The sequence below is a fragment of the Rhizorhabdus sp. genome (assembly GCF_018006725.1).
Classification (GTDB): Bacteria; Pseudomonadota; Alphaproteobacteria; order Sphingomonadales; family Sphingomonadaceae; genus Rhizorhabdus.
In genome coordinates this window covers 1-23,291 of sequence record NZ_JAGMXV010000059.1, presented here as the reverse complement: position 1 = coordinate 23,291, position 23,291 = coordinate 1, and the positions used below count along the sequence as shown (strand labels likewise).

24 protein-coding genes are annotated in these 23,291 nt (G+C 63.2%); 6 read left to right on the top strand and 18 right to left on the bottom strand.

Features of this window, described 5'->3' with window-relative positions; genetic code table 11:
• Window positions 1–158: 158 nt before the first annotated feature.
• Window positions 159–1,613, top strand: coding sequence for a Swt1 family HEPN domain-containing protein (locus tag KAY22_RS10550; protein ID WP_069336925.1), 1,455 nt, complete (start codon window positions 159–161; stop codon window positions 1,611–1,613).
• A complete protein-coding gene (locus KAY22_RS10545; protein ID WP_069336924.1) occupies window positions 1,610–2,737 on the top strand; it encodes a tyrosine-type recombinase/integrase in 1,128 nt (375 codons plus the stop codon). The genes KAY22_RS10550 and KAY22_RS10545 overlap by 4 nt, the downstream gene beginning before the upstream one ends.
• A gap of 150 nt (window positions 2,738–2,887) precedes the next feature.
• Here the strand turns inward: KAY22_RS10545 and KAY22_RS10540 are convergent, their stop codons facing one another.
• The 13 genes from KAY22_RS10540 to KAY22_RS10480 all read right to left on the bottom strand — a co-directional run bounded on the left by KAY22_RS10540 (window position 2,888) and on the right by KAY22_RS10480 (window position 14,458).
• Window positions 2,888–3,838 (bottom strand): hybrid sensor histidine kinase/response regulator, encoded by a 951-nt coding sequence (locus KAY22_RS10540; protein ID WP_081331678.1) that lies wholly within the window; start codon window positions 3,836–3,838, stop codon window positions 2,888–2,890.
• A 27-nt stretch (window positions 3,839–3,865) separates the two neighbouring features.
• A complete protein-coding gene (locus KAY22_RS10535; RefSeq protein WP_201450225.1) occupies window positions 3,866–4,492 on the bottom strand; it encodes an RES family NAD+ phosphorylase in 627 nt (208 codons plus the stop codon).
• Between the two features lie 38 nt (window positions 4,493–4,530).
• On the bottom strand, window positions 4,531–4,950 hold the full coding sequence (locus tag KAY22_RS10530) for an antitoxin Xre/MbcA/ParS toxin-binding domain-containing protein (protein WP_201450226.1): 420 nt from the start codon (window positions 4,948–4,950) through the stop codon (window positions 4,531–4,533).
• An 11-nt stretch (window positions 4,951–4,961) separates the two neighbouring features.
• The gene (locus KAY22_RS10525) at window positions 4,962–5,885 is read right to left on the bottom strand and encodes a diacylglycerol kinase family protein (protein ID WP_234792260.1); all 924 of its coding nucleotides are present in this window, start codon (window positions 5,883–5,885) and stop codon (window positions 4,962–4,964) included.
• 104 nt (window positions 5,886–5,989) lie between these two features.
• Window positions 5,990–6,970 (bottom strand): TerC family protein, encoded by a 981-nt coding sequence (locus KAY22_RS10520; RefSeq protein WP_296623067.1) that lies wholly within the window; start codon window positions 6,968–6,970, stop codon window positions 5,990–5,992.
• Window positions 6,971–7,093: 123 nt separating this feature from the next.
• A complete protein-coding gene (locus KAY22_RS10515; RefSeq protein ID WP_069336917.1) occupies window positions 7,094–7,354 on the bottom strand; it encodes a zf-TFIIB domain-containing protein in 261 nt (86 codons plus the stop codon).
• A gap of 2 nt (window positions 7,355–7,356) precedes the next feature.
• The gene (locus KAY22_RS10510) at window positions 7,357–8,085 is read right to left on the bottom strand and encodes a Bax inhibitor-1/YccA family protein (protein WP_069336916.1); all 729 of its coding nucleotides are present in this window, start codon (window positions 8,083–8,085) and stop codon (window positions 7,357–7,359) included.
• A gap of 2 nt (window positions 8,086–8,087) precedes the next feature.
• Complete coding sequence (locus KAY22_RS10505) at window positions 8,088–8,261, bottom strand: DUF465 domain-containing protein (protein WP_021224324.1); 174 nt, start codon at window positions 8,259–8,261, stop codon at window positions 8,088–8,090.
• Window positions 8,262–8,496: 235 nt separating this feature from the next.
• Complete coding sequence (locus KAY22_RS10500) at window positions 8,497–9,402, bottom strand: LysR substrate-binding domain-containing protein (RefSeq protein WP_296623061.1); 906 nt, start codon at window positions 9,400–9,402, stop codon at window positions 8,497–8,499.
• Between the two features lie 65 nt (window positions 9,403–9,467).
• Window positions 9,468–10,592, bottom strand: a complete 1,125-nt coding sequence (locus KAY22_RS10495; protein WP_202968921.1) for a trypsin-like peptidase domain-containing protein — start codon at window positions 10,590–10,592, stop codon at window positions 9,468–9,470.
• Window positions 10,593–10,818: 226 nt separating this feature from the next.
• The gene (locus KAY22_RS10490; protein WP_164522511.1) at window positions 10,819–11,172 is read right to left on the bottom strand and encodes a hypothetical protein; all 354 of its coding nucleotides are present in this window, start codon (window positions 11,170–11,172) and stop codon (window positions 10,819–10,821) included.
• 9 nt (window positions 11,173–11,181) lie between these two features.
• On the bottom strand, window positions 11,182–11,490 hold the full coding sequence (locus KAY22_RS10485) for a sodium-independent anion transporter (protein ID WP_277788673.1): 309 nt from the start codon (window positions 11,488–11,490) through the stop codon (window positions 11,182–11,184).
• A 40-nt stretch (window positions 11,491–11,530) separates the two neighbouring features.
• A complete protein-coding gene (locus KAY22_RS10480; RefSeq protein WP_122129177.1) occupies window positions 11,531–14,458 on the bottom strand; it encodes a Tn3 family transposase in 2,928 nt (975 codons plus the stop codon).
• 144 nt (window positions 14,459–14,602) lie between these two features.
• On the opposite strand from KAY22_RS10480, the gene KAY22_RS10475 reads away from it, so the two are divergent.
• Window positions 14,603–15,202 carry a recombinase family protein gene (locus KAY22_RS10475; protein ID WP_277788490.1) on the top strand — a complete coding sequence of 200 codons (600 nt, stop codon included), beginning with the start codon at window positions 14,603–14,605 and terminating at the stop codon, window positions 15,200–15,202.
• On the top strand, window positions 15,199–17,226 hold the full coding sequence (locus KAY22_RS10470) for a TonB-dependent receptor (protein ID WP_277788487.1): 2,028 nt from the start codon (window positions 15,199–15,201) through the stop codon (window positions 17,224–17,226). The genes KAY22_RS10475 and KAY22_RS10470 overlap by 4 nt, the downstream gene beginning before the upstream one ends.
• A 76-nt stretch (window positions 17,227–17,302) precedes the next feature.
• On the opposite strand, the gene sulP is transcribed toward KAY22_RS10470, so the two are convergent.
• The 5 genes from sulP to KAY22_RS10445 are packed head-to-tail and all read right to left on the bottom strand — an operon-like array spanning window position 17,303 to window position 22,155.
• Window positions 17,303–18,796 (bottom strand): sulfate permease, encoded by a 1,494-nt coding sequence (gene sulP, locus KAY22_RS10465; RefSeq protein WP_296623079.1) that lies wholly within the window; start codon window positions 18,794–18,796, stop codon window positions 17,303–17,305.
• Window positions 18,796–20,370 (bottom strand): bifunctional protein tyrosine phosphatase family protein/NAD(P)/FAD-dependent oxidoreductase, encoded by a 1,575-nt coding sequence (locus KAY22_RS10460; RefSeq protein ID WP_069336922.1) that lies wholly within the window; start codon window positions 20,368–20,370, stop codon window positions 18,796–18,798. The genes sulP and KAY22_RS10460 overlap by 1 nt, the downstream gene beginning before the upstream one ends.
• Window positions 20,371–20,396: 26 nt before the next feature.
• Window positions 20,397–20,804 (bottom strand): DUF6691 family protein, encoded by a 408-nt coding sequence (locus KAY22_RS10455; RefSeq protein WP_180275705.1) that lies wholly within the window; start codon window positions 20,802–20,804, stop codon window positions 20,397–20,399.
• Window positions 20,804–21,241 carry a YeeE/YedE thiosulfate transporter family protein gene (locus KAY22_RS10450; RefSeq protein WP_069336911.1) on the bottom strand — a complete coding sequence of 146 codons (438 nt, stop codon included), beginning with the start codon at window positions 21,239–21,241 and terminating at the stop codon, window positions 20,804–20,806. Before KAY22_RS10450 ends, KAY22_RS10455 begins: the two co-directional genes overlap by 1 nt.
• Window positions 21,238–22,155, bottom strand: coding sequence for an MBL fold metallo-hydrolase (locus KAY22_RS10445; protein WP_069336921.1), 918 nt, complete (start codon window positions 22,153–22,155; stop codon window positions 21,238–21,240). The genes KAY22_RS10450 and KAY22_RS10445 overlap by 4 nt, the downstream gene beginning before the upstream one ends.
• A 100-nt stretch (window positions 22,156–22,255) precedes the next feature.
• Here KAY22_RS10445 and KAY22_RS10440 point away from each other — a divergent pair, with 100 nt between their 5' ends.
• Together KAY22_RS10440 and KAY22_RS10435 are read left to right on the top strand one after the other, a co-directional pair.
• Window positions 22,256–22,879 carry a peroxiredoxin gene (locus KAY22_RS10440; RefSeq protein WP_021224316.1) on the top strand — a complete coding sequence of 208 codons (624 nt, stop codon included), beginning with the start codon at window positions 22,256–22,258 and terminating at the stop codon, window positions 22,877–22,879.
• Window positions 22,876–23,250: a metalloregulator ArsR/SmtB family transcription factor gene (locus KAY22_RS10435; protein WP_069336910.1), complete on the top strand. Its 375-nt coding sequence runs from the start codon at window positions 22,876–22,878 to the stop codon at window positions 23,248–23,250. The genes KAY22_RS10440 and KAY22_RS10435 overlap by 4 nt, the downstream gene beginning before the upstream one ends.
• The last annotated feature ends 41 nt before the right edge of the window (window positions 23,251–23,291 follow it).

Here is a 23,291-nt window from a genome sequence, read left to right as displayed (position 1 = left end):
TCGTGTTGCCGGGTCCACCGGTATTGTATCAGAAACGGGATGGACGGGCGAGAGTCCGGAGGTATTTGGGATAGATGAAGATTGAAAAGCCTGGCAATTTCGGTCTGTCCGTTTGGTCAAACTGACAGCAGCAATATCAAGGCGCCAGAAGGAAACCCGTGAATTTCGATGATGATCCGATCCGCAAGGCGATGCGGGACCTGAACGGCACGTCCGATATCATCCGCGCCGCAACGCAGGCGGGAAGGAACGCCGATGTCCTCGCTAGGGCGCTGAAAGGGCAGCGACGCCTTGACGAGATGCTTAAGCTTCGACCGACGATCTTCGAAGAGATGGCGGCGAATCACAAGCGCATCACAGACATGCTCGAGCGCCGTCCCAACATCATCGAGGAGATGGCCCGCCGACAAAGCGAGTTCGATAAGTTCGTTTCGAGCGGCGGCTATGCGCAAGCGACCGGTCGCCTTTCCGCCTTCCAAGAGGCGCTCGCGAGCGTCGAGCGGCTCGACAAGCTCCTGCCGAAGGCTGACGTTTATCAGCGCATGCTGGGTGCGCGCCCGCTGATCCCCGATACGGTGGCCGATGCTCTGGCGCGTGGTGGCGCGCTTGCGCCCATGCTCGAACGGCTCGGCACCGCGGCCGCGCTGGACCGATCGATTGTAGAGCAGCTTGCCGGTGTCGAGGAGTTCATTGCTGGCACGAATGCCGCGCGCCTTTCCCGCGCCGCGCTTTCGTCGAACTTCCCGGACCTCGTGCCTGAGCTGCGCTTTCCCACCGCGGCCGAGATCGCCGCAGTGGACCTTGCCGGAGTTGCGGGGGTGGGTGATCCGGCAGGGGAGTGGGCGCGTGCGACCGCCGCGCAGATGGCGGGCATTGAAACCCCCTGGGTGCGCGATGATCAGCCCGAGCTTTCAATCGAGGGTTATGCCGCTTTCAAGGGCATGACCGAGATTGTGGCGCGCACCAGTCCTGCCGCCCCTCGAGCCACCCAGCTGGTGCGCGCCGAGCTTGGCGACTATCGGCGCGAGGATCAGGGCGACGAAGCGGTCGACGACGCGATGCTGGCCTCAGGCCTGCGCATCGCGCGGGGCTTCGACATGCGCTTGGCCAGCCTGCCGATGGCGCTCGTGGGCAATATATTCGTGCCCTTTGGCATGGTTCCGGAAGCACCACCCGAAGCCGACCCCGATGAGCTCGATGCGGTCATCTCCTTGATGTTCCGCCAGCTCGAGCGCCGGCTGCGGGCCTTCATCGATCGGTCGATGAAGGCCGGGGTAGGGGAGAAATGGATCCGCCAGCGCGTCCACAAGAATATCCGCGAGGAATGGGAAAGACGGCGCCAGGCCGATGTGGACGCGCAGCGCGCACCTGGAGAGCTATTCGACTATGCCGATTTCGGTGACTATCGCGGCATCATCGAACGTGGCGAGAATTGGCGCGACGTGTTCCAACCGTTCTTCAAGGTGAAAACGTCAATCGGCGAGACGCTCGGCCGCCTCAGCGTCATTCGCAATCCAGTCGCGCACGTGCGGCCTTTGACCGTCGAGGATCTGCTCGTGCTGCGTGTCGAGGGCAACCGCCTGTACCGCTGGATGGGTGAGCCCGTGCCATGATCGATAGCGCAATCCTGGCACCCCAGGGCGAGACCGATCGCCATGGCAGTCTGGCGGTTGTCGCGGACGTCCGCGAGCTGGTGGGTCCAAGAGCACCGATCGACGAGGCGCTCGTTGCCGCCGCCGTTCGAGGATGGTCTGCGAACACGCGCCGCGCCTTCCGTTCGGACCTGACTCTCTGGGGCAAATGGTGCCGTCAGAACCGGATCGCGGCCGATCGCGCCGATGCCGCGCTCGTGGCGTCCTGGATCCGCGCTCTCGCCGGCATCGACGACAGCAGCGAGACTCAGCGGGCGATGGCGACGATCGAGCGCTACATCGTCAATGTCGGTTGGGCTTACCGCATGGCTGGTCTTCCCGATCCAACGTCCATGCCGCTCGTTCGGCTTGAGAAGAAAGCGGCGCGCAAGGCTCTCGGCGTCAAGCAGCGACAGGCCCGAGCCATTCGCTTCAAAGGCGAAATATCGGACCTGGACAGCCCGGCCGTGGGGGTCTGTCTCGCTCATCTCGTCAGAGCGTGCCGGCGCGACGAACTGGGCCTTCGCGATGAGGCATTCCTGCGCGTCGCCTACGACACCGGGGCGCGGCGGTCTGAGCTCGTGGCGATCGATGTCGACCATGTCGAAGGGCCAGATACCGAGGGGGCGGGCATTCTCTTCATACCTTCGTCGAAAACCGACCAGGTGGGGGAGGGGGCCTACGCCTATCTTGCGCCCAAGACGATGGCGGCGATACGCCGCTGGCGCGACAAGGCCGATGTTCGAAAAGGCCCCCTATTCCGGCGGGTCGAAACCCATTTTGACGGGTCTGTAGCTGCTATAGGCCGAAACCGTCTCCATCCCAACAGCGTCACCTTGATTTACCGGCGGCTGATACGAGCGGCCTGGGAACGCAAGCTTCTGGGTGCGATGTCTGAAGCCGAGCTTGAGCGCTGGGTGGCCGCGGTTTCGTCGCACTCGATCCGTGTAGGCGTGGCCCAGGACAATTTCGCGGCCGGGGAAGGCTTGCCCGCGATCATGCAGGCTTACCGCTGGCGCGACCCGAAGACGGTCATGCGCTATGGTGCGCGTCTCGCGGCCAAGAGCGGCGCCAGCGCTAGACTGGCCAAACGTTTCGCTGATTGAGCGAGCTGATCGACCCAGCCGAACGACGTTCTGGTCGTGGTTGCGCTCTCGTCAGGCAGCCTTGAGCCAGCTTACATCTTTTGCATCGTCGCTCGGGCCAGCCGTGAGGCCGCCGGTCATTTGATGCCCGGCGGTCTCAACCGGCTCGGGTCAACCCGTGGCAGGCAGGCGAACCTCGAAGGTGCTCCCTTCGCCCACCGCGCTTCTGGCCAGCACGATCGAACCGTCATGAAGCTCCACCAGCTGTCGAACCAGCGCGAGGCCGATGCCGAGACCGTCTTGCGTTGCACGCGCGCCACCTTCGATCTGCTCGAAGATCTCGAAAATTCGGCTCTGCTGCTCGGCCGGTATGCCAACGCCGTTGTCGGTGACCTGCAAGAGCGCCGAGGACCCGTCCCGGCCGACACTGAGATCGATCCTTCCGCCCGGCGGGGTATATTTCACGGCATTGCCTACGAGGTTGTTGATGATCTGGGTGATCCGGGCCGGGTCCGCATCGAGCCAGATGGGCTCCGGCGTCACGTCGAGATGGAGCGCGTGCTCTGCCTCCTCGAGGGCGGGCCGAACCGCCTCCATTGCAAAGCCGAGAACCTCCTGAAGATGCAAGCGCTCCTTTCTCAAGGATATCTTGCCCTGATCGATCCGCGCGATGTCGAGGAGATCTTCGACCAACCGGGTCACATGCTTGAGACTGCGGCGCATGCCGCTGCGGATTTCGCGCGCCAGCTCGGTTCCTTCGCGCTTTTCGAGGAGCTCGAGTCCACCGCTCAGCGCCATGATCGGATTGCGGAGCTCGTGACCAAGCACGGCGAGGAAGCGGTTCTTCTGCCGGTCGGCTTCCTGAAGCGCTTTCGTGAGGCCTGCGAGTTCGTCCCTTTGTGCGATGATCTGCCGCCGCTGACCGTAGAGATCGAAGAAGACATTGGCCTTGGAGCGCAGCACGTCGGCTTCGATCGGCTTCTGGATGAAGTCTACGGCGCCCGCTTCATAGCCGCGGAAGCGCCGGGTGACGTCGGCGCTGCCTGCGGTAACGAAGATGATCGGGATATGACGCGAACGCTCGTTGGCGCGCATGATTTCGGCGAGTTCGAACCCGTCCATGCCGGGCACGCGAGCGGTGTCCGCCGTTCACGCGCTCAGTTTGCGGACGTCGATTTGTTTGGACGCAGCTTCAATGCTGATCTCGAAATGATCGGTCTGGACGACATCGATGATTCCAGCCGGCCGATATCCAACGACGTTCGTGCCGCCCCGATGGCGCAAGCTGTCATAGGCAATGCCGGCTGAGGCCGACGCGCGAATTGTCTCGCCGAATGCCTGTGCTCCGGCATAGCTGTTCGGGAGATAGGCATCGGGATAGGCTGACTGCTGGCCGCAGATATCTAGGTAATTGCCGACCAGCGTGGCGCTGTAGGAGCGATAGGTCCGTGCCATGGCCTCTACCGAGCGCGCCACCGTTTCACGCCGCAGATGATGTCCGACCTCGGCCGCAGCCGTGACGATCGAGGCCGACGCGTACCAAGCGCCAAGATCGGGACCATTGAACCGCATGCCGCCGGGCGCGACATGGAGAAAGGATGCCATGATGATGCTCGCGTTGGGACGGCCATAAACCCACTGATCGCGAGGCAGGCGATCGATCCGTTCGGCCACCAGGCGGTCGTTCGTCCAACCGGCAAGCTCCATTACGGCAGCCGCGTCGGCGGCTGTCGCCACCGTGTCGAACAGGCCGATGGGGGGAAAGCGCGACGGCACAAGTCGATACGCCGGCCGAGGCGCGGGCCTGTAGTCGGTCACCCGAAGACGATTTCGCTGTCGCTGTAGGGAGCGAAGCCTTCGTCGGCGGCGTTCGGAGCCATGTAGATGCCGCCGCGCGCACTATCGAGGAAACGGCGCACGGTCATCAGCCCGTCCTGGGTGCCGCTCGTCAGCAGATCAATCGGCGGATGGCCGCCGAACACCGGAGCGTCGTGAGGCTGGCGCAGCCAGTCGATGCCTTCATGCTCGTCGGCGAACAGCACGCCCAGCGCCTGATGAATGCCGAACAGTGCCGAGATCCGGGTAAGCACGTCGACATCGAGGGTGATGGTCCCATGTTCGCGCGCCTGCTTGCACCAGCTATGATAGGTCGATCGGGAGGGATAGCCGAGCACCAACCGGCGCTGTTCCTCGTTAAGCCCCCACAGGTCGGCAATCGCGACGAAGGTCCGCATGGCAGGTGCGCTCAGGCGGCGTCGATTGGCCGGCGCGAAGCGGGACAGGTCCAGGCGCGGCGGAAGTTCCGCCGTCTGGCCGCCGCCTTCAATCGCGTTCCTCGCCATTTGCGCCTCCTGAACGGATTTGGATATAGTCCAAATCTGGACAGTTCGCAATTGCGCGAGTGCTTGTCGCGAATGGCTGGGGGGAGGGGCGACGGCACGAGCAACCAACGCCCGTGCCGCTCCATCCATCGATCCAGCATGTCGGGCGACACGCGCAGTCGACACAATACCAGAACAGCGCTGAACGGCATCGAGACCGCTAAGCGGGACAGGTTTCCGCCGCCATAATAGCGCCCGTTGCCGATGGCGATCTGAAGGGTGCGAACCCTGACGGTCTGTCCATCGTGCGAGACGGTCGCCCGGAACGGACGGACCGCGCGCAGCGCCCGGAGCGCCGCAATGATGTAGCTCCACCGGCCAAAGCGGCGTTTCGCCTCGCGAGTCAGCGCCTGCGCCAGGTCGGCGCTGAGCCCGATGCTGGCCACGTTGAAGAAGAGGTGTCCGTTTGCTTCACCCAGGTCGATCTTCGATGTGCGCCCTATGGTGGGCAGCGACACGCATTGCTCCAGCGTGCAACCGCCAAGGCCCAAGGTCCGCGCGAGATCGTTCGCGGTGCCGGCCGGCAGCAGGGCGAGCGGCAGGCCCGTTGCGAGCAGGCCTCGCGCGGCCGCATTCATCGTTCCGTCGCCGCCTGCGACCATCACGAAATCCGCGGCGTCGCCCTGCTGGGCGATCCAGGGGCTGACCTCCTCGGATGTCCTGCTGTCGAGCCGAGTGACCGTGCAGCCCTGGTCGGCGAGCAACCGGTGCGCTGCCTCGCCCATCGCTGCGCCCGACCGGCTCAGAGCATTGATCACGAGCAGTGCGCGCGTTGGACGAGACGCCAAGACCATTCCTTTCCAAATGAGCGGCGCTTGCATGCGGACGAGGCAAGGGCAGAAAAAAGACGCCGGCGGGAAGGCAGGGGGGACGTCCCCGCCGGCAAGGTTGTTCAGGCCGGGTGCGCGGCCTGGTCCCTCGTCTTCCATAGCGACCAGCCGATGCCGGCCGCCAGGATCGCGAAGGTGACCGAAAGCGAAGCCACGGGCGGGATCTTCGCCAGCCCCAGAGCGTCGGCGACGAAGATCTTGGAGCCAATGAACACAAGCAGGATCGCCAGCGCGTACTTGAGATAGTGGAACCGGTCCACCATCGCGGCCAGGGCGAAATAGAGCGCCCTGAGGCCGAGTATGGCGAAGATGTTCGATGTGTAGACGATGAACGGATCGGTCGTGATGGCGAAGATCGCCGGCACGCTGTCGACGGCAAAGACCACGTCGACGATTTCGACCATGAGCAGGGCCAGCATGAGCGGGGTCATGAACCAGGCCTGCTTGCCGGTGGCGGGGTCTGCCTGCTTCACCCAGAAATGCTCACCATGCAGGCGGTCGGTCACGCGGAAATGCCGGCGCACGAACTTGAGCACGGGATTGGCCGCGACGTCATATTCCTTGTCGGCGAAGAGCCACATCTTGACGCCGGTGAAGATCAGGAAGGCCGCGAAGACATATAGCACCCAGCTGAACTGCACGACCAGCGTTGCTCCGACGCCGATCATGATCGCGCGCAGGACGATGACGCCAAGGATGCCCCAGAACAGCACGCGATGCTGGTAGAGGCGCGGTACGGCGAAATAGGTGAAGATCATGGCGATGACGAAGACGTTGTCCATCGCCAGGCTTTTCTCGACAACGAAGCCGGTCAGATAGTTCATGCCCGCGGTTGCGCCCATGTACCACCAGACCCAGCCGCCGAAGGCGAGGCCGAGCAGGATGTAGGCCGCGGACGTCACCAGGCTTTCGGTGACGCCGATTTCCTTCGACTTGCGGTGCACGATGCCGAGATCGACCGCGAGCATGACGATGACGATTCCCAGGAAGCTCAGCCAGAGCCACAGCGGCTTGCCGAGCCAATCAACAAACAGGAAATCCATGTGTCTCTCCTTTCGCGGCCGGCAAGCGGCCGCGTTTGTCCCTCCGACATCGCAGACGGTCAGTCTGCCAGCGGGGCCCGGCGGGAAGAGTGACGGCGGCCGCGCGGGGCGGCGCGCCGCCGATCAGTCGAAGAGCTCTTCGAGAAAGCTCTTTCGGCGCTTCTGATAAGGCGGGTGGTAACCGCTTTGATGGGGCGGACCGCTCCAGCCGGGCGACGTCTGGGCAGCCGCGGCTGGTGGGGCGGGCGGGGCCGCACTGCGCTCGATGATCTTGTCGAGCTCGCCGCGGTCGAGCCACACGCCCCGGCAGGAGGGGCAATAGTCGATTTCGATGCCTGAGCGCTCCGACATCTGGAGCTCGGTTCTGCACGAAGGGCAAAGCATGATCAGTTCTCCTGGCGCTGGCCGAAGAAGGTCAGCAGCAGCTGGAAAAGGTTGACGAGATTGAGGTAGAGCGAGAGCGCGCTCATCACGGCGAGCTTCTCGGCGGCTTGCGTGCCGCCATAAGCCAGATAGTCCGACTTGGCGCGCTGGGTGTCGAACGCGGTGAGCGCGGTGAACACGATCACCCCGACGATGCTGAGCACGAGCTGCAAGACGCTCGAGGCGAGGAAGAGGTTGACCAGGCTCGCGATGACGACGCCGACCAGACCCATCAGCAGGAAAGTCGACCATTTCGAAAGGTCGCGGCCGGTCGTGTAGCCCCATAAGCTCATCGCGAGGAACATCGAGGCGGCGATGAAGAAGGTCGTCGCGATGCTCTGCCCGGTAAAGACCAGGAAGATGCTCGCCATGGAGATGCCCATGACCGCGGCGAACGCAAAGAACGCCGTTCGGGCCCCAGCCGTGCTCATGCGCTCGATGCGGAAGGAGAAGAAGAGGACAAAGGCCAGCGGCGCGAACATCGCCGCCCATTTGAGCGGCGTATTGAAGATCGGCTCATAGATCGCCGGGCTCGAGGCGACGCCGAGTGCGACCGCGCCGGTGATGGCGAGGCCGAGGCCCATGTTGCGGTAGATGCCCAGCATGTGCCGGCGCAGGCCGGCGTCAAAGGTTGCCGTCGCCGCGCTCGCGGCATGCGCGTTCGCAGATGGGTAGGATCTGTAACGCTCCATCGTCACACTCTCCTCGGTGTTCGCGCGAGGGCAGCGAGCCGGTCCTTCAGGGCCAGCTTGAGCTTCTTCAGGCGCATGATTTCGAAGGGGTTGGGGACCGTATGGCGCTGCTCGGCGCGAAGCGCTTCATCGATCCGCTTGTGCATCTCGTGCAGACGGAAGGCACGCCAGTTCATTGTATATCTCCTCTAGTCACAAACCATGGGTTCGATCGGAGAGCTGACGGCATTTCGGCGATGATAGGGCCCGCTTGCATGCCATCGGAACGTCCGATGTGGTCCGACATCGCACGACAGGACTTCTCGCCGCTGCCGTGCCAGAGGGGCCCGGGCCACGTCATGTAATTAGCGAAGGAGCGGTGTTCTCGCCAATCGATCTCTCCCCTCTCGGTGATAGGATTAGCCTATCGGCTTACGCGCCTACGATTGTCAGCGCCTCGCATCGGACGCATTCCGCGATACGGGCATAGGCGTCGGCAAAGGCGGCGCCGTGCCGCCAGGCCGCGGCGATGCTGCGGGTCGGTTGCCAGTTCTTGACCTCCAGCACTTTGACTCCGGCGCTGCCGCCTACTTCCGAGCGGATATAGAGATCGGGAAGTATGGTGAGCGCGAGGCCCGTCGCCGCCATCTGCCGCAGGCTATCGAGGCTAGTGCCCTCGTAATCGCGCAGCAGCTCCATTCCGAGTTCCATGCAGAAGCCAGCGACCTGCCGATGGAGATGGTGCGCTGAATGAAGGCTCAACACCTGCGCGCCCTTGAGGTCGCTTTTGCGAAGGACCGGCCGCTGCGCAAGGGGGTGGTCCGGCGCGGCCACAAGCCGGAGCCGTTCGCGAAAAAGCGGCTCGACTATCGCCCCTTCGCCGGCGATCGGCAGCGGACCGAGCAGCATGTCGAGCTGACCGCGCGCCAGCTCGAGCGCCTGTTCATCCGGAATGCCCTCGCGGATATAGAGCCGCAAGCCCGGCTGTTGGCGGTGCAGCGCCAGGATCACGTTCGACATAAGATAGGGCCCTAAGGTGGGCGTGACGCCGAAGCGGATCGTGCCGGCGTTGCCTTCCTGCGCGCGCCTGGCGAGCTCGCGCATGTCTTCCACGGCCACCAGCACGCCGCGCGCGCGTTCGGCAAGCTCGCGGCCGATGGGCGTTAGTTCGACACTGCCCTGATTGCGTTCGACAAGAATGGTTCCGAGGCGCTGCTCGAGCGCGCGCAGCTGCTGGCTGAGCGAGGGCTGAGAGACGTGACTGGCCTGCGCGGCTCGACCGAAGTGGCGCAGGTCCGCGAGGGCGACGAGATATTCGAGCTGGCGGAGTGTCGGCATGACAGGACGATAGAGCGAAACTATCGCGTGGCTCAATCCTCATTGGCGCTGTCTCTTCTCGTCAGCTAGGTCCCCGCTTCCAGTTCCACTGGAACTTCCCGGGCTGCTTCGCCGCGCGACACGGTGAGCTTGACGACATTGCCGACCTTGCGGTCGTCGAGCTTCGCCAAAAGCGCGCCGAGGCTGTCGACATCTTCTCCGTCGATCGCGGTTATGCGGTCTCCCGGCACGATCCCGCCCGGTGTCGCCGTGATGCCGACAAGGCCTGCGCGGGCCGCGGGCGATCCGGGGCGAACGCTTAGGACATAAACCCCTTCCCGTCCGGTGATCGCTTGCAGGCGTTCGTTCACCTGCTCGTCCGCTTCGACGCCGAGAGCCGGCCGAACATAGCGGCCGCTTTTGATAAGTTGCGGGACAACGCGCATGACGGTGGCGACCGGGACCGCGAAACCGATGCCTGCCGATGCGCCTGACGGGCTGAAGATCGCCGTGTTGATCCCGATCAGGCGTCCGCTCGAGTCGAGCAGCGGGCCGCCCGAGTTGCCGGGGTTGATGGCGGCGTCGGTCTGAATGAGATGTTCGATGCTGGGTCCGCCGCGCTCGCTTGGCAGCGATCGGTCGAGCGCAGAAATTATGCCGGTGGTGAGCGTCCAGTCGAGCCCGAACGGATTGCCGATGGCAAAGACCTTCTGTCCGACCTTCAGATCCTCGCTGGTACCGATGGGAACGGGTGCCGGGCGGCGCAGCGCAACGCCGATCTTGAGCAGCGCAAGATCGTGGCTCGGGCTGGCGCCGACCAGCGAGGCGCGGAACTTGCGACCGTCGGCAAGTTGGACCGTCGCCTCCGAGGCGCCCTGGATCACGTGGAAGTTGGTGACGACGTGCCCGGCGCCGTCCCAAATTAAGCCGGACCCTGTGCCGCGCGGGACGGAGAATACATTGCGCGACCAGGCGTCCTCCACCAGCTGGGATGTCGAGATATAGACGACCGATCCGCGGGCCTTTTCGAACAGGGCTATGGTCGCCTTTTCATCGCCGGCAAGGTCGCCCCGCGCCGTTACAAGCCGGGATGCGGGATCCGCTGGAGCCATCGGCTGCAGGACGCGCCACAACAGGATCAGTGCGGCGGCGCAGGCAGTGACGAGAAGACAGCGGCCGATAAAGCCGAGTTTCGCTGTTTCAGGGCTCATTCCTGAAGACATGTTGCGCCTCGGGGAATTGCGTCAAGTATCTCAGATCCCGATTGTTGCAGGCGAGCTGCCGCGAGGCTCGCGACTTGCGGATGGTGGCGGGGTGAATGGCATGCTCCTGCTATGAGCGAACGTTCCGCGCCGCTCGGACGATCGACGTCCATGATACGCTTGATCGTCGTAACGTCTGTGCCCTGACCTTGACCCCATGGTGAAGCAGCGTTCGCTATCGGCCCACTGCCGCGTACTTGTGAAATCGTGAGGTGTTGGTCAGAGGATCTGCGACGTAGATCTCGGCTTCGAAGACAGAGAAAGGACGATCATGATCGGCAAGATTCTGGGTGCGATTGCGGGCGAACGAGCGGCCAAGCACGTGCGGGGGCTCGGGGGCCCCGGCGGAGCGCTCCTTGGCGCTGGCGCAGCCGCGCTGATACGGCGTCTGGGGCCGCTCGGCCTCGTTGCGGTCGCTGTCGGCGGATATGCGCTGAAGCGGCACCTCGACGCCAAGAACGCCGAACAGCCGGGGGCAGATGGGCAGGACAACGAGATGCCTGCCAATAAAGCCAGTCAGCCCGGTCAAGCGTAAGCTCTATATCGCGCCTCTGGCGGCCCAGAGATCAGGCGCAGCCAGTGACTCCTGTTCCCGGTCCGCGAGAGCGATAACTTTCGTAAAAGCCTCATGCTGCGACAGCCAGACCTTGCCTGAGAGGCCGTCGAGCAGATGCGAGCGCTCGAGCGCGTCCATGACCGGGCCTTTGACTTCCGACAGGTGCAGGCAAACACCGGCGTCGGCAAGACGCCGATTGATCATCTCGAGGCTCTCGAGTGCGGAGGCATCGATGGCGTTGACCGCCGAGCACATCAAGATGAGGTGCCTCACGTCACGTTTTTCGGCGATTTGTTCGAGAATGGCCCCTGTGCATTATTTGGGCACAGATTCACGGTAGCGGCTTGGTGAGCAAGGGCATGAAGCCGTCGGCATCGAGCTTGAGGTTCTCCGCCCAGACATAGTCGCCCGTCAGATTTATGTGGTCCCAACCCAAAGGGGAAAGCTGCGCCAAAATGGCAGGATCGACGGAGGCACCCCTTCGCTGCAATTCGCCAATGGCGCGGCCGAGATAGCGGCAGTTGAACAGGATTATCGCGGCGGACGTGAGATTGAGAGCCGCTGCCCGGATTTGTTGGTTCTCAAGGCCTCGATCCCGGAAGCGTCCGAGACGGTGGAAGGCGATCGCCCGCGCCAGACTGTTGCGCGCCTCGCCTTTGTTCAGTTCAGCGGTCACCATCCGGCGCAGTTCCGGTTCTTCGAACCAACGTAATGTGAATAGGGTCCGCTCGATCCTACCGACCTCACGTAGGGCTGCGGCAAGGCTGTTCTGCTGGCGGTAGGCAGAAAGCTTCTTCAGGATCAGCGAAGGCGTGACGGTGCGATCACGCATGGCGCCGATGATTTGGGCGATCTCAGGCCAGTGGCTTACAATGAGGTCGCGGTTGAGTTTTCTGCCGAAAAGCGGGCTCAGCCGGCCGTAACGGTTGGCAGGCTCGAACGCGTAGAGGCGGCGATCGGACAGGCGGGGAATACGCGGCTCAAAATCGAGGCCAAGCAGATGCATGACCGCGAAAACGATGTCGGAGACGCCGCCACCGTCCGTGTGCAGAGCGGTGAGATTAGCATTGCTGTCGTGGCCGAGGATACCATCAAGGGCATGGATGGCTTCGCCTGCCGTGCCAGCGATGACAGTGTGGTGAAGCGGGGCATAACGGTCTGTGATCGTCGTGTAGATCTTCACCACCGGGTCGCGGCCGTAATGCGCGTTGACCGTTCCACCCGCCTCGCCGGCACCACCGAGATAAAAGGCCTGCCCATCGGCAGAAGCACGGTGGCCGGGGCCGAACCAGGCGGCAATCGGTTCAGCATGGATGGCGTCGGTCAAACAAGCAAGAGCAGCGCGGAAGGTTTCCTCGCGCATATGCCAAGTCTGCATGCGCAGAAGTGCCCGCCGTGATGCTGCCCCGCAGACTTCTGCCATTCGTGACATGCCAAGGTTGGTCGCTTCCGCGATCAGCGTGGCAAGAAAGGCCCGCTCGTCAGTCGGGGGAAGCCCGGTCGAGACATGACCGAAGTGCTGGGTGAAGCCCGTCCAGCGCGCGACCTGCGATAGAACATCGGTGATCCGTGTAGCCGGCAGCATACGATAGCAGGTCCGCGCGAATTTCTGCCCTGCATCGTCCTCGCTGTCGTCCCTTGTGTCCTTGGGGAAGCGCAGCCGATCTCCGACGAACAAAGCGCCGTCGCCACTATTCAGGCTGCTTGCTACCTTGGACAAGGACTGGTCGAGCTTCTCGGCGCGCTCATCAAGCCAGGCATGTGGGTCACCAAGGGTAAACGCCGCTTGCCGTTGCACGCCTGCCGGCGCCAGCAGGGTATCAAGCGAGCGGTGCAGCCGGGAGGTCGGAACCCAGATATCGCCAGCTGCAAGTGCATTGGCCAGTGCGCTGTAGGTCGCCATCTCCCAATGGGTCCGGTCTATCCCGCCTGCGACGATGACGTGCCGGCGCCAGCGCCGTTCGACATGGTCAAGCGGTGGAAGGTCCGGAAAGGGTTTGCGCCAATCACCATCGAGGTCCGACAAAACCGCCATCGCCTCGCGCAGCGCCATTGTGCTGGCGGGGCCCCGAAAATCAAAGGCCCGCAGGAATGCCGGTCCGGACCGTTTGAAAGCACGATATTCGGCCGCGATTTCGTCGAGGACGTCGTCCCGATGCGGGGTGGCCGTGCGCCGGATGATCACAGCATCGGCCTCAATTACGTCGAAGGAAGCAATGCCTTGGACCGCCGCGCTGATATCCTCGCCATTCCGCGCCGTCCGGGTGATTGCCTCGAGGACCTTGGCGACCCTGACCATCCGCTCGCGGCCCTCGCTTCCGGAGATGGCCACGCGCTGCTCAAGACGTTTTCGCGCCCGCAGATGGGCGCGTCCAACCAGCGATCCGAATATGCCGATGGCGGCATCTGTCAATGTGGCTTCCAACTCGCTCAGCGTGGCGAGAAGAATGACATGCCGACGGGCTGGCCGCATCTGCTGGAAGGCTTGGGCTGTATAGCGCACCCCCTCGCGGGCGAACTGGGCCATGCGCGGCTCATGCGCTGGATCGAGTGCTCGCGGCAATCCGCATGACGAGCGGATCAGGCCAACCTTTTCGACAATTTCGGTAAGGGATGCCGGCGCAACGCGAGGTTGGGGTTCGCGAAGCCAGGAGAAGCGGCTTTGCCGGTCGTGCACTTTGTCATCGACCAATTCATCGAGACGCCGGCGTGCATCAGCATCAAGGCTACCGGCAATTTCGGCGATCAGTTTCGTTTCGGCGCGGTGCATCGCTTCGGCGGCCATTCGCTCCACCACACTGACACCAGGAATGACGATAAGGCGACGACGCATTTCATCCAGGAGCCGGTCGAGCAATATCCGCCCGTCGGTAGTGCCTTTCGCTTCTTTGATCAGCCATGCCATGATTTCCGCACGAAGCGGTTTGCCAAGGTCACGAAATCCAAATCGAGCCTTGATCCCGGCAAGCTGATCGTAACGGGTAGGATTGCGGCGAGCGAAGTGGGCAATGATGTCCGGCTCCACGCCTACCTGCTCGGCGATGTGGTCGAGCATGACCGCCGGTAACAGCTCATTTTGACGCAAGTGCCGTCCTGGGTAGCGAAGGCAGCTCAGTTGCAGAGCATATCCGAGCCGGGTCGCCGGCGTGCGTGCGGTCTCGATGGCCGCCAGGTCAGCGGCATCGAAATTGCAATGCTGCATTACCATCGCTTCATTATCGGGGAGGGCCAACAGGGCGGCGCGTTGCCGCCCGGTCATAGGAATGCGTCCAGGCACCTTTTTCCTCCAAAAACCTCTTGCCTTACGTCCCCTTAATGAAAGAGGATTGTGAAAGGCAAAAGCCTGCGGAGAACCGTTGGCGTTTCGCCCCCTCCGGATACGACCGTTTATGAAAGAGGCTGGATGACGCGCGAACCCTATCTGATTGGCTATGCTCGCGTGTCGAAGGGCGATGATCAGTCGAACACCGCGCAGCGTCGTGCGCTCGATGCGGCCGGCTGCAAGCGCGTGTTCGAGGAAACTGCTAGTGGTGGACGCTGGGACAGACCCAAACTGCAGGAGATGATTGGGCAACTGCGCGAAGGTGACGTGGTTGTCGTCTGGAAACTCGATCGCCTTTCGCGCAGTCTGAAGGACATGTTGCATATCATGGAACGGATCGAGGCGGCCGGCGCCGGCTTCCGATCCCTGACCGAGGCAATTGACACCACCACGGCCGCTGGGCGCATGATGATGCAGATGGTGGGCAGCTTCGCCGAGTTCGAGCGGGCGATGATCCGTGAACGCACCAGCGCTGGCCTCGCCCAGGCACGAGTGGAAGGACGAATAGGTGGCCGCCGCCGTAAGCTGAGTGAGAAGCAGCGCCGTGAAGTTGCCGAATCTGTCATCTCCGGCAGGAAGTCTGGTGCAGAAATGGCGAGACTATACGGTGTCAGCGAGCCTACTGTTTCACGAATTGTCGCGGCGCATCGGCGGAACCTCGACGTAAGGGTGATGCCATGACTCTGGCTGAACCTCCGAACACTGAAGCTATTGAAGTCGCTGAGGATTCCGGCGACATCATTGAAGTGATCGGGGCACGCTCGGCAGAAACTCTCAAGATTGATCGGCGAACTTACCAGGTCCGCGAGAATCCCCATTCCGTCCAGAAGAATGCCATCCAATTGCTACGCGGCCTTCCAGCGGTGACCGTCACGCCAGATGATCGCATCCTTGTTCTGGGCGCTGGGCTTTCCCGGATTTATGTAGACGGGCGCCCCTATCTTGGTGATGCCGTTCAATATCTGCGTACCCTTCACGGCAGCGATATCGAACGGATCGAGGTGATCACCAATCCATCCGCGCAGTTTTCCTCTGAGGGTGGGGGAGGCGTCATCAATCTGGTGCTCCGTAAAACCCGGCAAGAAGGGCTCTCCGGCAATGCAAGTCTTGAGGAATCGAGCTATGGGTATGCCCTTGGCGATACGACCCTCAATTACAAGCGCGGTTCGTGGAGCTACCAGTTAAAGGCGGGCGGGAACATCGGCACGATGACCCGCCGCACATACCGTCGGCAGCGCAGCGTCGTGAGGCAAGAGGGTGACGCCCCTACGGTCAATCAGGAAACGGGGCTTTTCACGTACGATGGCACTGTCGGACGGCTCAGCGGAAAAGCATCGTATAAGCTGGACGCAAGGACGACCTTGTCGGCACAGCTCGGCGGCGGTGGCGGGCACGACATCGTCGTCGACAAAGTTGATTATTTGGCGGTGACCCCAGACTTCTCGCCTTTCTCAGAACATCGTCGGCTCAGCAGTGTCGCAAGTTTCGTTACCGGGGAGCTTAACCTCGACCACTCGGGCGTGAAAGATGGCGAGACACTGAATGCGACCATCCAGTTCTACACCAACCCAGGCGTCCACGACACGACCAATGCCCGTTTCAGCGATGGCCGTCTCTATCGCATCGACCTGCGAAAGCCATCTTCATCGATCGACATGCAGATTGACTGGAAGCACCCTATGGCTGCCGGGCAAATTTTTTCGATCGGCAGCGCCTGGCATGTTGACGATACGACCCAACATTATCGGTTCACCAGCAACGACAGCAGCGGCTCCCTCGGGGCTGATATGGATGATGCTTACGATGCACGTAGCAGCACTATTTCTGCCTACGTCTCTTTCCAGCAAACGCTTGGGTCGCTGACGTTGGCGCCAGGTCTGCGCGGCGAAGCTAACCAGCGCCAAATCTCGAGCCCCGGTGTCGAAGATGTCCGCCTCAATCGCGTGACTATTTTCCCAAGCTTTCATGCCAGTTATAAGGTGGATAAGCGACTTCAGTTCGGAGCCAGCTACAGCAAGCGAATTGACAGGGTTCCACTGGAATATCTGCGGCCTTTCGGAACCGTCGAGGATGCCTACAACGTTTTTCGAGGGAACCCTGACCTCAAGGACCAAAGTACCGATGCTTATGAGGTCAGTGCCCAGTTTCGCCCAGGCAAGGTCGAGTTGGGGGCAACGGTCTATCTACGTGAAACGCGCCGACTATGGAGCATAAATTATGAGGTCAATGACGCAGGGTCGAATCTTTACACCTATGTAAATGCGGGAAGTCGCTGGAACAGCGGCGCTCAATTTGACATCGTCCTTCCCGTCCTGCCTCAAATCAAGGCAAGCGCCAGCGTCAATCTCTTCAACGAGCGCATCCCCGTCGAAATGTCAGACGGCCAGACCAAGCAGCGCACATTTCGCTATTCAACGAATGGGACGTTGGAATGGAATGGCAAGGACAGGGGAAGCGTACCTGGTGATGTGGCCCAGTTTCAGTGGTCTTACAACAGCCCCTCGCAGGAATACCAGATCCGCAAAAAATCGTGGTTCGATCTCAGCGCCTCGTACACGCATAACCTGGGTCGCACATTATCGCTTTCGGGTACATTCCGCTATTCTGGCCGCTCAAGTCAGCGTCTGATCGCACCCTCAGTGGAGGAAATCTCCTCACGTCGCAGAACGCCTGAAGTACAGCTGAAATTGCAAAAAACGCTGTAAGTGAAGCTGGTTGAGATGAACCGCGAAATCGGCGCCGATCAGTCTCAAGAATTCGAAAAACCCCGCCGTTGGTCGGCTACCGTGAATCTGTGTCCGAATAATGCACAGAGGCCAGAATAAACTCCTCCAGCCACCGAGCGTTGAGATAGGTCAGGCTCTCATCGATGCGGATCGTGAGCACCCGGGGGTCTGTGAAAACCCTATGGCGCGCGACATTGCGAAAATGCTCGGTTTCAGGAACGCGGCCGACGATTGCAGCGTGCGGTCGTGACGCCCGCCAGAGATAGAGCGCCAGGCTGAGACCGACGCCGGCGATGATTCCCGCCTCGACTCCGACGGCCAGCGTCAGAAGGATCGTCGCCAGCATCGCTGCGAAATCGGGTTTGGAATAGCGCCAGATCTCGACCGGTTTCCTCAGGTCCACCAGACTGAGAACGGCGACGATGATCGTCGCGGCGAGCGTGGCAATCGGAAGCGCGGCGAGGAGCGGCGTCAGGAAGAGGGCGGCGACGAGAATGCCGGCGGCAGTGTAAACGCCGGCGGCCGGCGTTTGCGCTCCGGCGTCGAAATTGACGACCGAGCGTGCGAAGCCGCCCGTCACCGGATAGCCGCCGGTGAACGCGGCCGCGACATTGGCGGCGCCCAGGCCGATCAGTTCCTGGTCCGGATCGATCTTCTGGCGCCGCTTGGCGGCGAGTGTCTGGGATACAGATACGCTCTCGACGAAGCCAATCACCGAGAGAAGAAGCGCGGGAATAGCGAGCTGCCGCCAGAGCTGCGCGTCGAACAAGGGCAGCGTGAGGGGCGGCAGGCTCTGGGGAATCTGGCCGACCACCCGGACGCCCTTGTCCTCGAGTTCCAGCGCGAGGACGGCGAGCGTTGAAGCCGCGACAGCCGCGATCGGACCGGTCTTGGCGAGAAGATCGGCGACGCGAGGCGCGATGCCGAGGCGGATCAGCAGAGGCTTTGCTCCGCTGCGCACCCAGAACAGGAAAGCGCAGGCGCTGACGCCGATTGCGAGCGTGGGCGGATGGATCGAGGCGAGATCGCTAGCAAGTCCGGCAATAAGCTCGGGCAAGGTGGCGCCCCCGCCGTCGACGCCGAGCAGCGACTTCATCTGACTTGCTGCAATGAGAATGCCGCTCGCGGTGATGAAGCCCGAGACGACTGGATGCGAGAGAAGGCTGGCGAGGAACCCCAGTCTGAGAAGGCCCATCGCCAGCAAGATCAGTCCTGATAGCAGCGCAAGTATGAGCGCGGCTGCGATGAAGCGCGGGCTTCCCGGCGCTCCAATCGCGCTGGCGGCGGTCAGCGTCATCAAGGAGATTACGGCGACCGGCCCCACCGCCAGAGTTCGGCTCGTGCCAAAGGCGGCATAGGCGAGGAGGGGCGCGACCGAGGCGTAAAGCCCGATTTCGGGTGGGAGCCCCGCGAGCATTGCATAGGCGAGGCTCTGGGGGATGAGCATGATCGTGACGATCGCCGCCGCGGTCATGTCGCTTGCGAGCGTGGCCCGGTCATAGCCGCGTGCCCAGGCGAGCGCCGGCAGGTAATGCGCAAGCTTCGCCATCACGCGCCGATCGGCTGCGGCCTGACCATCCATTCCCGGCCTTTGAGCATCCCATGCCAGTAGACCGGGGGCAGGATCGTGTCCTTGAGGAGCCAGGAGAGCCGCGAGGGGCGGGAGCCGTCGATCAGCCATCCTGGGAAGCTCGGCAGGAGCTTGCCTCCATAGCCGAACTCGGCGAGCACGATCTTGCCGGCCTCGACCGTCAGGGGACAGCTGCCATAGCCATTATAGGCCGCGGCTGGCGGCCGGCCGTCGAGCGCTGCGAGCGCGTTGACGGCAACGACCGGCGCCTGGGCCCGGGCGGCCGCCGCGGTCTTCGCGTTCGACGCCGAGCAGGCGTCCCCGAGGGCAAAGATGTTCGAGTATTGCGGGTGACGCAGCGTCGTCTCGTCGACTTCGACAAAGCCCGACGCCGCGGCGAGCGGACTTTCGCGGATGAAGTCGGGCGCGACCTGCGGTGGGACGACATGGATCATGTCGAAGCGCTCGGCCGCGCGCTGCGTGCCTTTGCCGTCGGCTCGTTCAAATACCGCCGTCTGTCGGGGTCCGTCGAGCTCCACCAGCCTCGAGCCGAAATGCAGATTTATGCCGTAGCGCTCGACATAGTCCATGAGCGCTGGGACATAATCGGGCACCCCGAACAGGACGCCGCCGGCTGTGTGGAAATGCACGTCGGCGGCGCCGAGCACGCCGGCTTTTTCCCAGCGATGGCAGGAGAGGTACATCGCCTTTTGCGGGGCGCCGGCGCATTTGATCGGCATCACAGGCTGAGTGAACAGCGCCCTGCCGCCCTTGAAAGCTTTGACGAGCCGGTGCGTATAGGGTGCCAGGTCGTAGCGGTAGTTCGACGTGACGCCATTACGGCCGAGCGTTGCGGCAAGACCGGGGATGGCGTCCCAGTCGAGCTTGATGCCGGGGCAGACGATCAGGACCTTGTAGCTGAGCCGCCGGCCGTCCTGCAGCATCACCTGATTGGCATCGGGCTGAAAGCTGCGCGCCGCTGCCTTGACCCAGTGCGCGCCTTTTGGAATCAGCCGCGCTTCCTCGCGCCGGGTGACCGCGGCGTCGAACACGCCGGCCCCGACCATTGTCCAGCCAGGCTGATAATAATGGTCTTCATTGGGCTCGACGACCGCGAGGCGCAGATGGTCCCGCCGCTTCAGGATGCTGGCGGCAGCAGCTATTCCCGCGCTACCTCCGCCAACCACCACGATGTCATAGTCCTCTTCCGCCGCACGCTGCCGGGCCCGCCCCGCCATTTCCGCGAGCTTTTCCGACCGTGCTCCCGAGCGGCAGTAGGCCAGGACGGGCGCCGGAAGCCTGTCGAGCGCCTTGGCCATGGCCTCGGCATCCGCATCGGTCAGCGCGCCGGCGACGGCGGGAACATGGACGAAGGCCAAGCCGGCGCTTGTCGCCGCCTGCTCGATGCTGCGAGCGGGCGGCTGGCCGGGTGCTTCACCGTCCGGGCGATTGCAGATGATCGAGCGGAACCCCGCTGCGGCTATGTCGGCGATATCCGCTGCGGTGAGCTGCGGCGCGACGCTGAGCGTCGGAGAAAGCTGCTTGATGGTAATGCGGACGTTTCCCAAAAAAGGCGTGCTTACCGCGATGTCAGGCGATGCAGCGCCATGCCCGCGAGCATGGCGAGCAGGAACGGCGCGGCTGCTGCAGGCGCGAGCGCGAGATTGGCCACGGCGGGGCCCGGACACAGGCCGGCGATACCCCAGCCCACACCGAAGAGAATGGAGCCGATCGCCAGCCGGCGATCGATGCGGCCAGTATCGGGGAGGTTGAAGGTTTTTGCCGCGAAGGGCCGGGCCATGCGGCTCTGGACCCTCCAGGCCATGGCCATCGGCACGATGGCGCCGGCCATGACGAAGGCAAGCGTCGGGTCCCAGGGGCCGAGCAGGTCGAGAAATGCCCGCACGCGCATCGGGTCGGTCATCCCCGAGACAGCCAGGCCCGCGCCGAACAGCGTGCCGCAGAGGAGGGCGATGAGCGCGCGCATCAAAGCGTTCCTGTCAGGCGCATCGCCGCCACGGTCGCGAAGCCGCTAGCCATGAAAAGCGCCGTGGCGACGAGCGAGCGGCGCGAGAGCCGGGAGAGGCCGCATACGCCATGGCCGCTGGTGCAGCCTGAGCCGAGCCGCGTGCCGTATCCGACGATCAAGCCGGCGACCAGCAAGAGGGGTGTTGTAGGGAAATGCGCCGGAGCCACTTCCGCGGTCGCTGCGAGAAGCCACGCGCCAAGGGGAAGGCCGAGGACAAATGCGGTCGCCTCGGCCCAAGGCGGCCCGGCGTCGGATAGTTTCAGAGCGCGGGCCGCGAGGCCGCTTACGCCCGCGATCCGACCCAGCGCCAGCAGCATGACGGCTGCGGCCAAGCCGATCATCAGGCCGCCAATAAATCCCGCCAGCGGCTGCGCATGGGAGAGGGCCGGAATCATAGCTGATTCACCGGGAGCTTGAGATAGCTGACGCCATTCCCCTCGGGGGGCGGCAGATGCCCCGCGCGCATGTTCACCTGGACGGAGGGAAGGATCAGCCGAGGCACGGGGAGCGTACGGTCGCGGCTCTCGCGCATTGCGACAAATTCGTCTTCGGTAATCCCGTCATGCGCGTGAATGTTCGCGCGCCGCTGCTCGGCGACGGTCGTTTCCCAGACATAGTGCCCGCGGCCCTCGGGCAGGTAGTCATGGCACATGAAAAGGCGGGTCTGCGGCGGCAGCTCGAGCAGGCGCCGAAGCGAGCGGAACAGGGTGCGCGCGTCACCGCCGGGAAAGTCCGCCCGAGCCGTCCCATAGTCGGGCATGAACATCGTGTCGCCGACGAACACGGCGTCGCCGATCACATAAGCGACGCAGGCTGGTGTGTGGCCCGGGACATGGAGAACCGTCACCGAGAGCTCGCCGATCAAGAAGGTGTCACCGTCTTTCCACAGCTGGTCGAAATCGGACCCGTCCCGCTGGAAGTCGCTGCCGGCGTTGAACAGCTTGCCGAAAGTCTCCTGCACCGTGCAGATGTGCGCGCCGATCGCGATTTTGCCGCCGAGCTTCTGTTGGAGATAGGGGGCCGCCGAGAGATGGTCAGCATGGGCGTGGGTCTCCAGGTGCCAGTCCACGTGCAGCCCGGCCTCTTGCACATGCGCGATGATCCGGTCGGCTGCTTCATGCGACGTGCGTCCCGACGCGGGGTCGAAGGTCAGCACGCTGTCGATCACGGCGGCGCGAAGCGTCTCCGGATCATGGACGACGTAAGTGACCGTGAAGGTCGGCTCGTCGAAGAACGCCGCGATGACGGGAACGCCCGCTTGCGCAGCGGTGATCTGCGTTGCGGCATGGGCAAGAGCGGGGTCGGTCATGCGACTCTCCTTGATTTCAAAGTTACAATAATCATGTATGTAACCGATCATAGATCGTCAACGGCTTGCTTCGTCGGGCGGGCATCTGCAGGAGGACCTCATGATTGAAGCAGCTGCCAGCATGCCGTCGGCGATCCGGATCGGGGATGCCGCGCCGGATTTTCAGGCGCGCTCGACAAGGGGCGAATTCCAGCTTTCCAAGCTCCGCGGCCATTGGGTGCTGCTGTTTTCGCATCCGGCCGATTTCACGCCGGTCTGCAGCACCGAATTCGTGGCGCTGGCGCGCCGGCAAGCCGAGTTCGAGGCGCTGGGATGCAAGCTTGTCGGCGTGTCGGTCGATAGCCTCTACGCGCATATCGCCTGGGTGCGGGCGTTGAAGGACCTCTTCGAGGTCGAGATCGGTTTCCCGATCATCGAGGATCCCAGCATGGCGGTGGGCCGCGCCTACGGCATGATCGGCGAGAACGCGGCCGACAGCATGGCGATGCGCTCGACCTTCTTCATCGATCCTCAGGGGGTGGTCCGTGCCACAACCGCGTATCCGCATAATGTCGGCCGCTCCGTCGACGAGCTCCTGCGGCTCTTGCGCGCTCTCAAGTGCGTCGATGAGAAGGACGTGCTTACGCCCGAGGGCTGGACAGAGGGCGAGGCCGCGCTCCTGCCGGTCGACGATCAGACGAGCGGCGCGCGCGACTGGTTCTGCCGTTTCGAGCCGCAGCCATGACTCCACTCTTCGAAAACAAGGATGCTGCATCGGCCGCAGCCGACAAGCTCAAGGTCTTCGCCCAGCCGCAACGGCTCATGATCCTCTCCTGTTTGCTCCTCGGTGAGCGTAATGTGGGCGAGATTGCTCAGGCGACGGGGATCGGGCAGCCGGCGCTGAGCCAGCAGCTGGCCGAATTGCGCCGGGCAGAGCTGGTGAAGGCGCGCAAGGCGGCAAAGCAGGTGTGGTACACGCTTGCCGATGAAAGCGTCGAGCAGTGCGTCAGCAATATCGAAGCCATGCTCGGCGGCGCCGCGCCGACAATCCGATCCGGTCAACAAAGCAACAGCGCTGCTCCTCACGGCGTGGCGAGCTTCGCTCGAATCCTTTAGCGAGCTGCCCGGTGATCCAACCTCGCAAGTGCTGAGGAAAG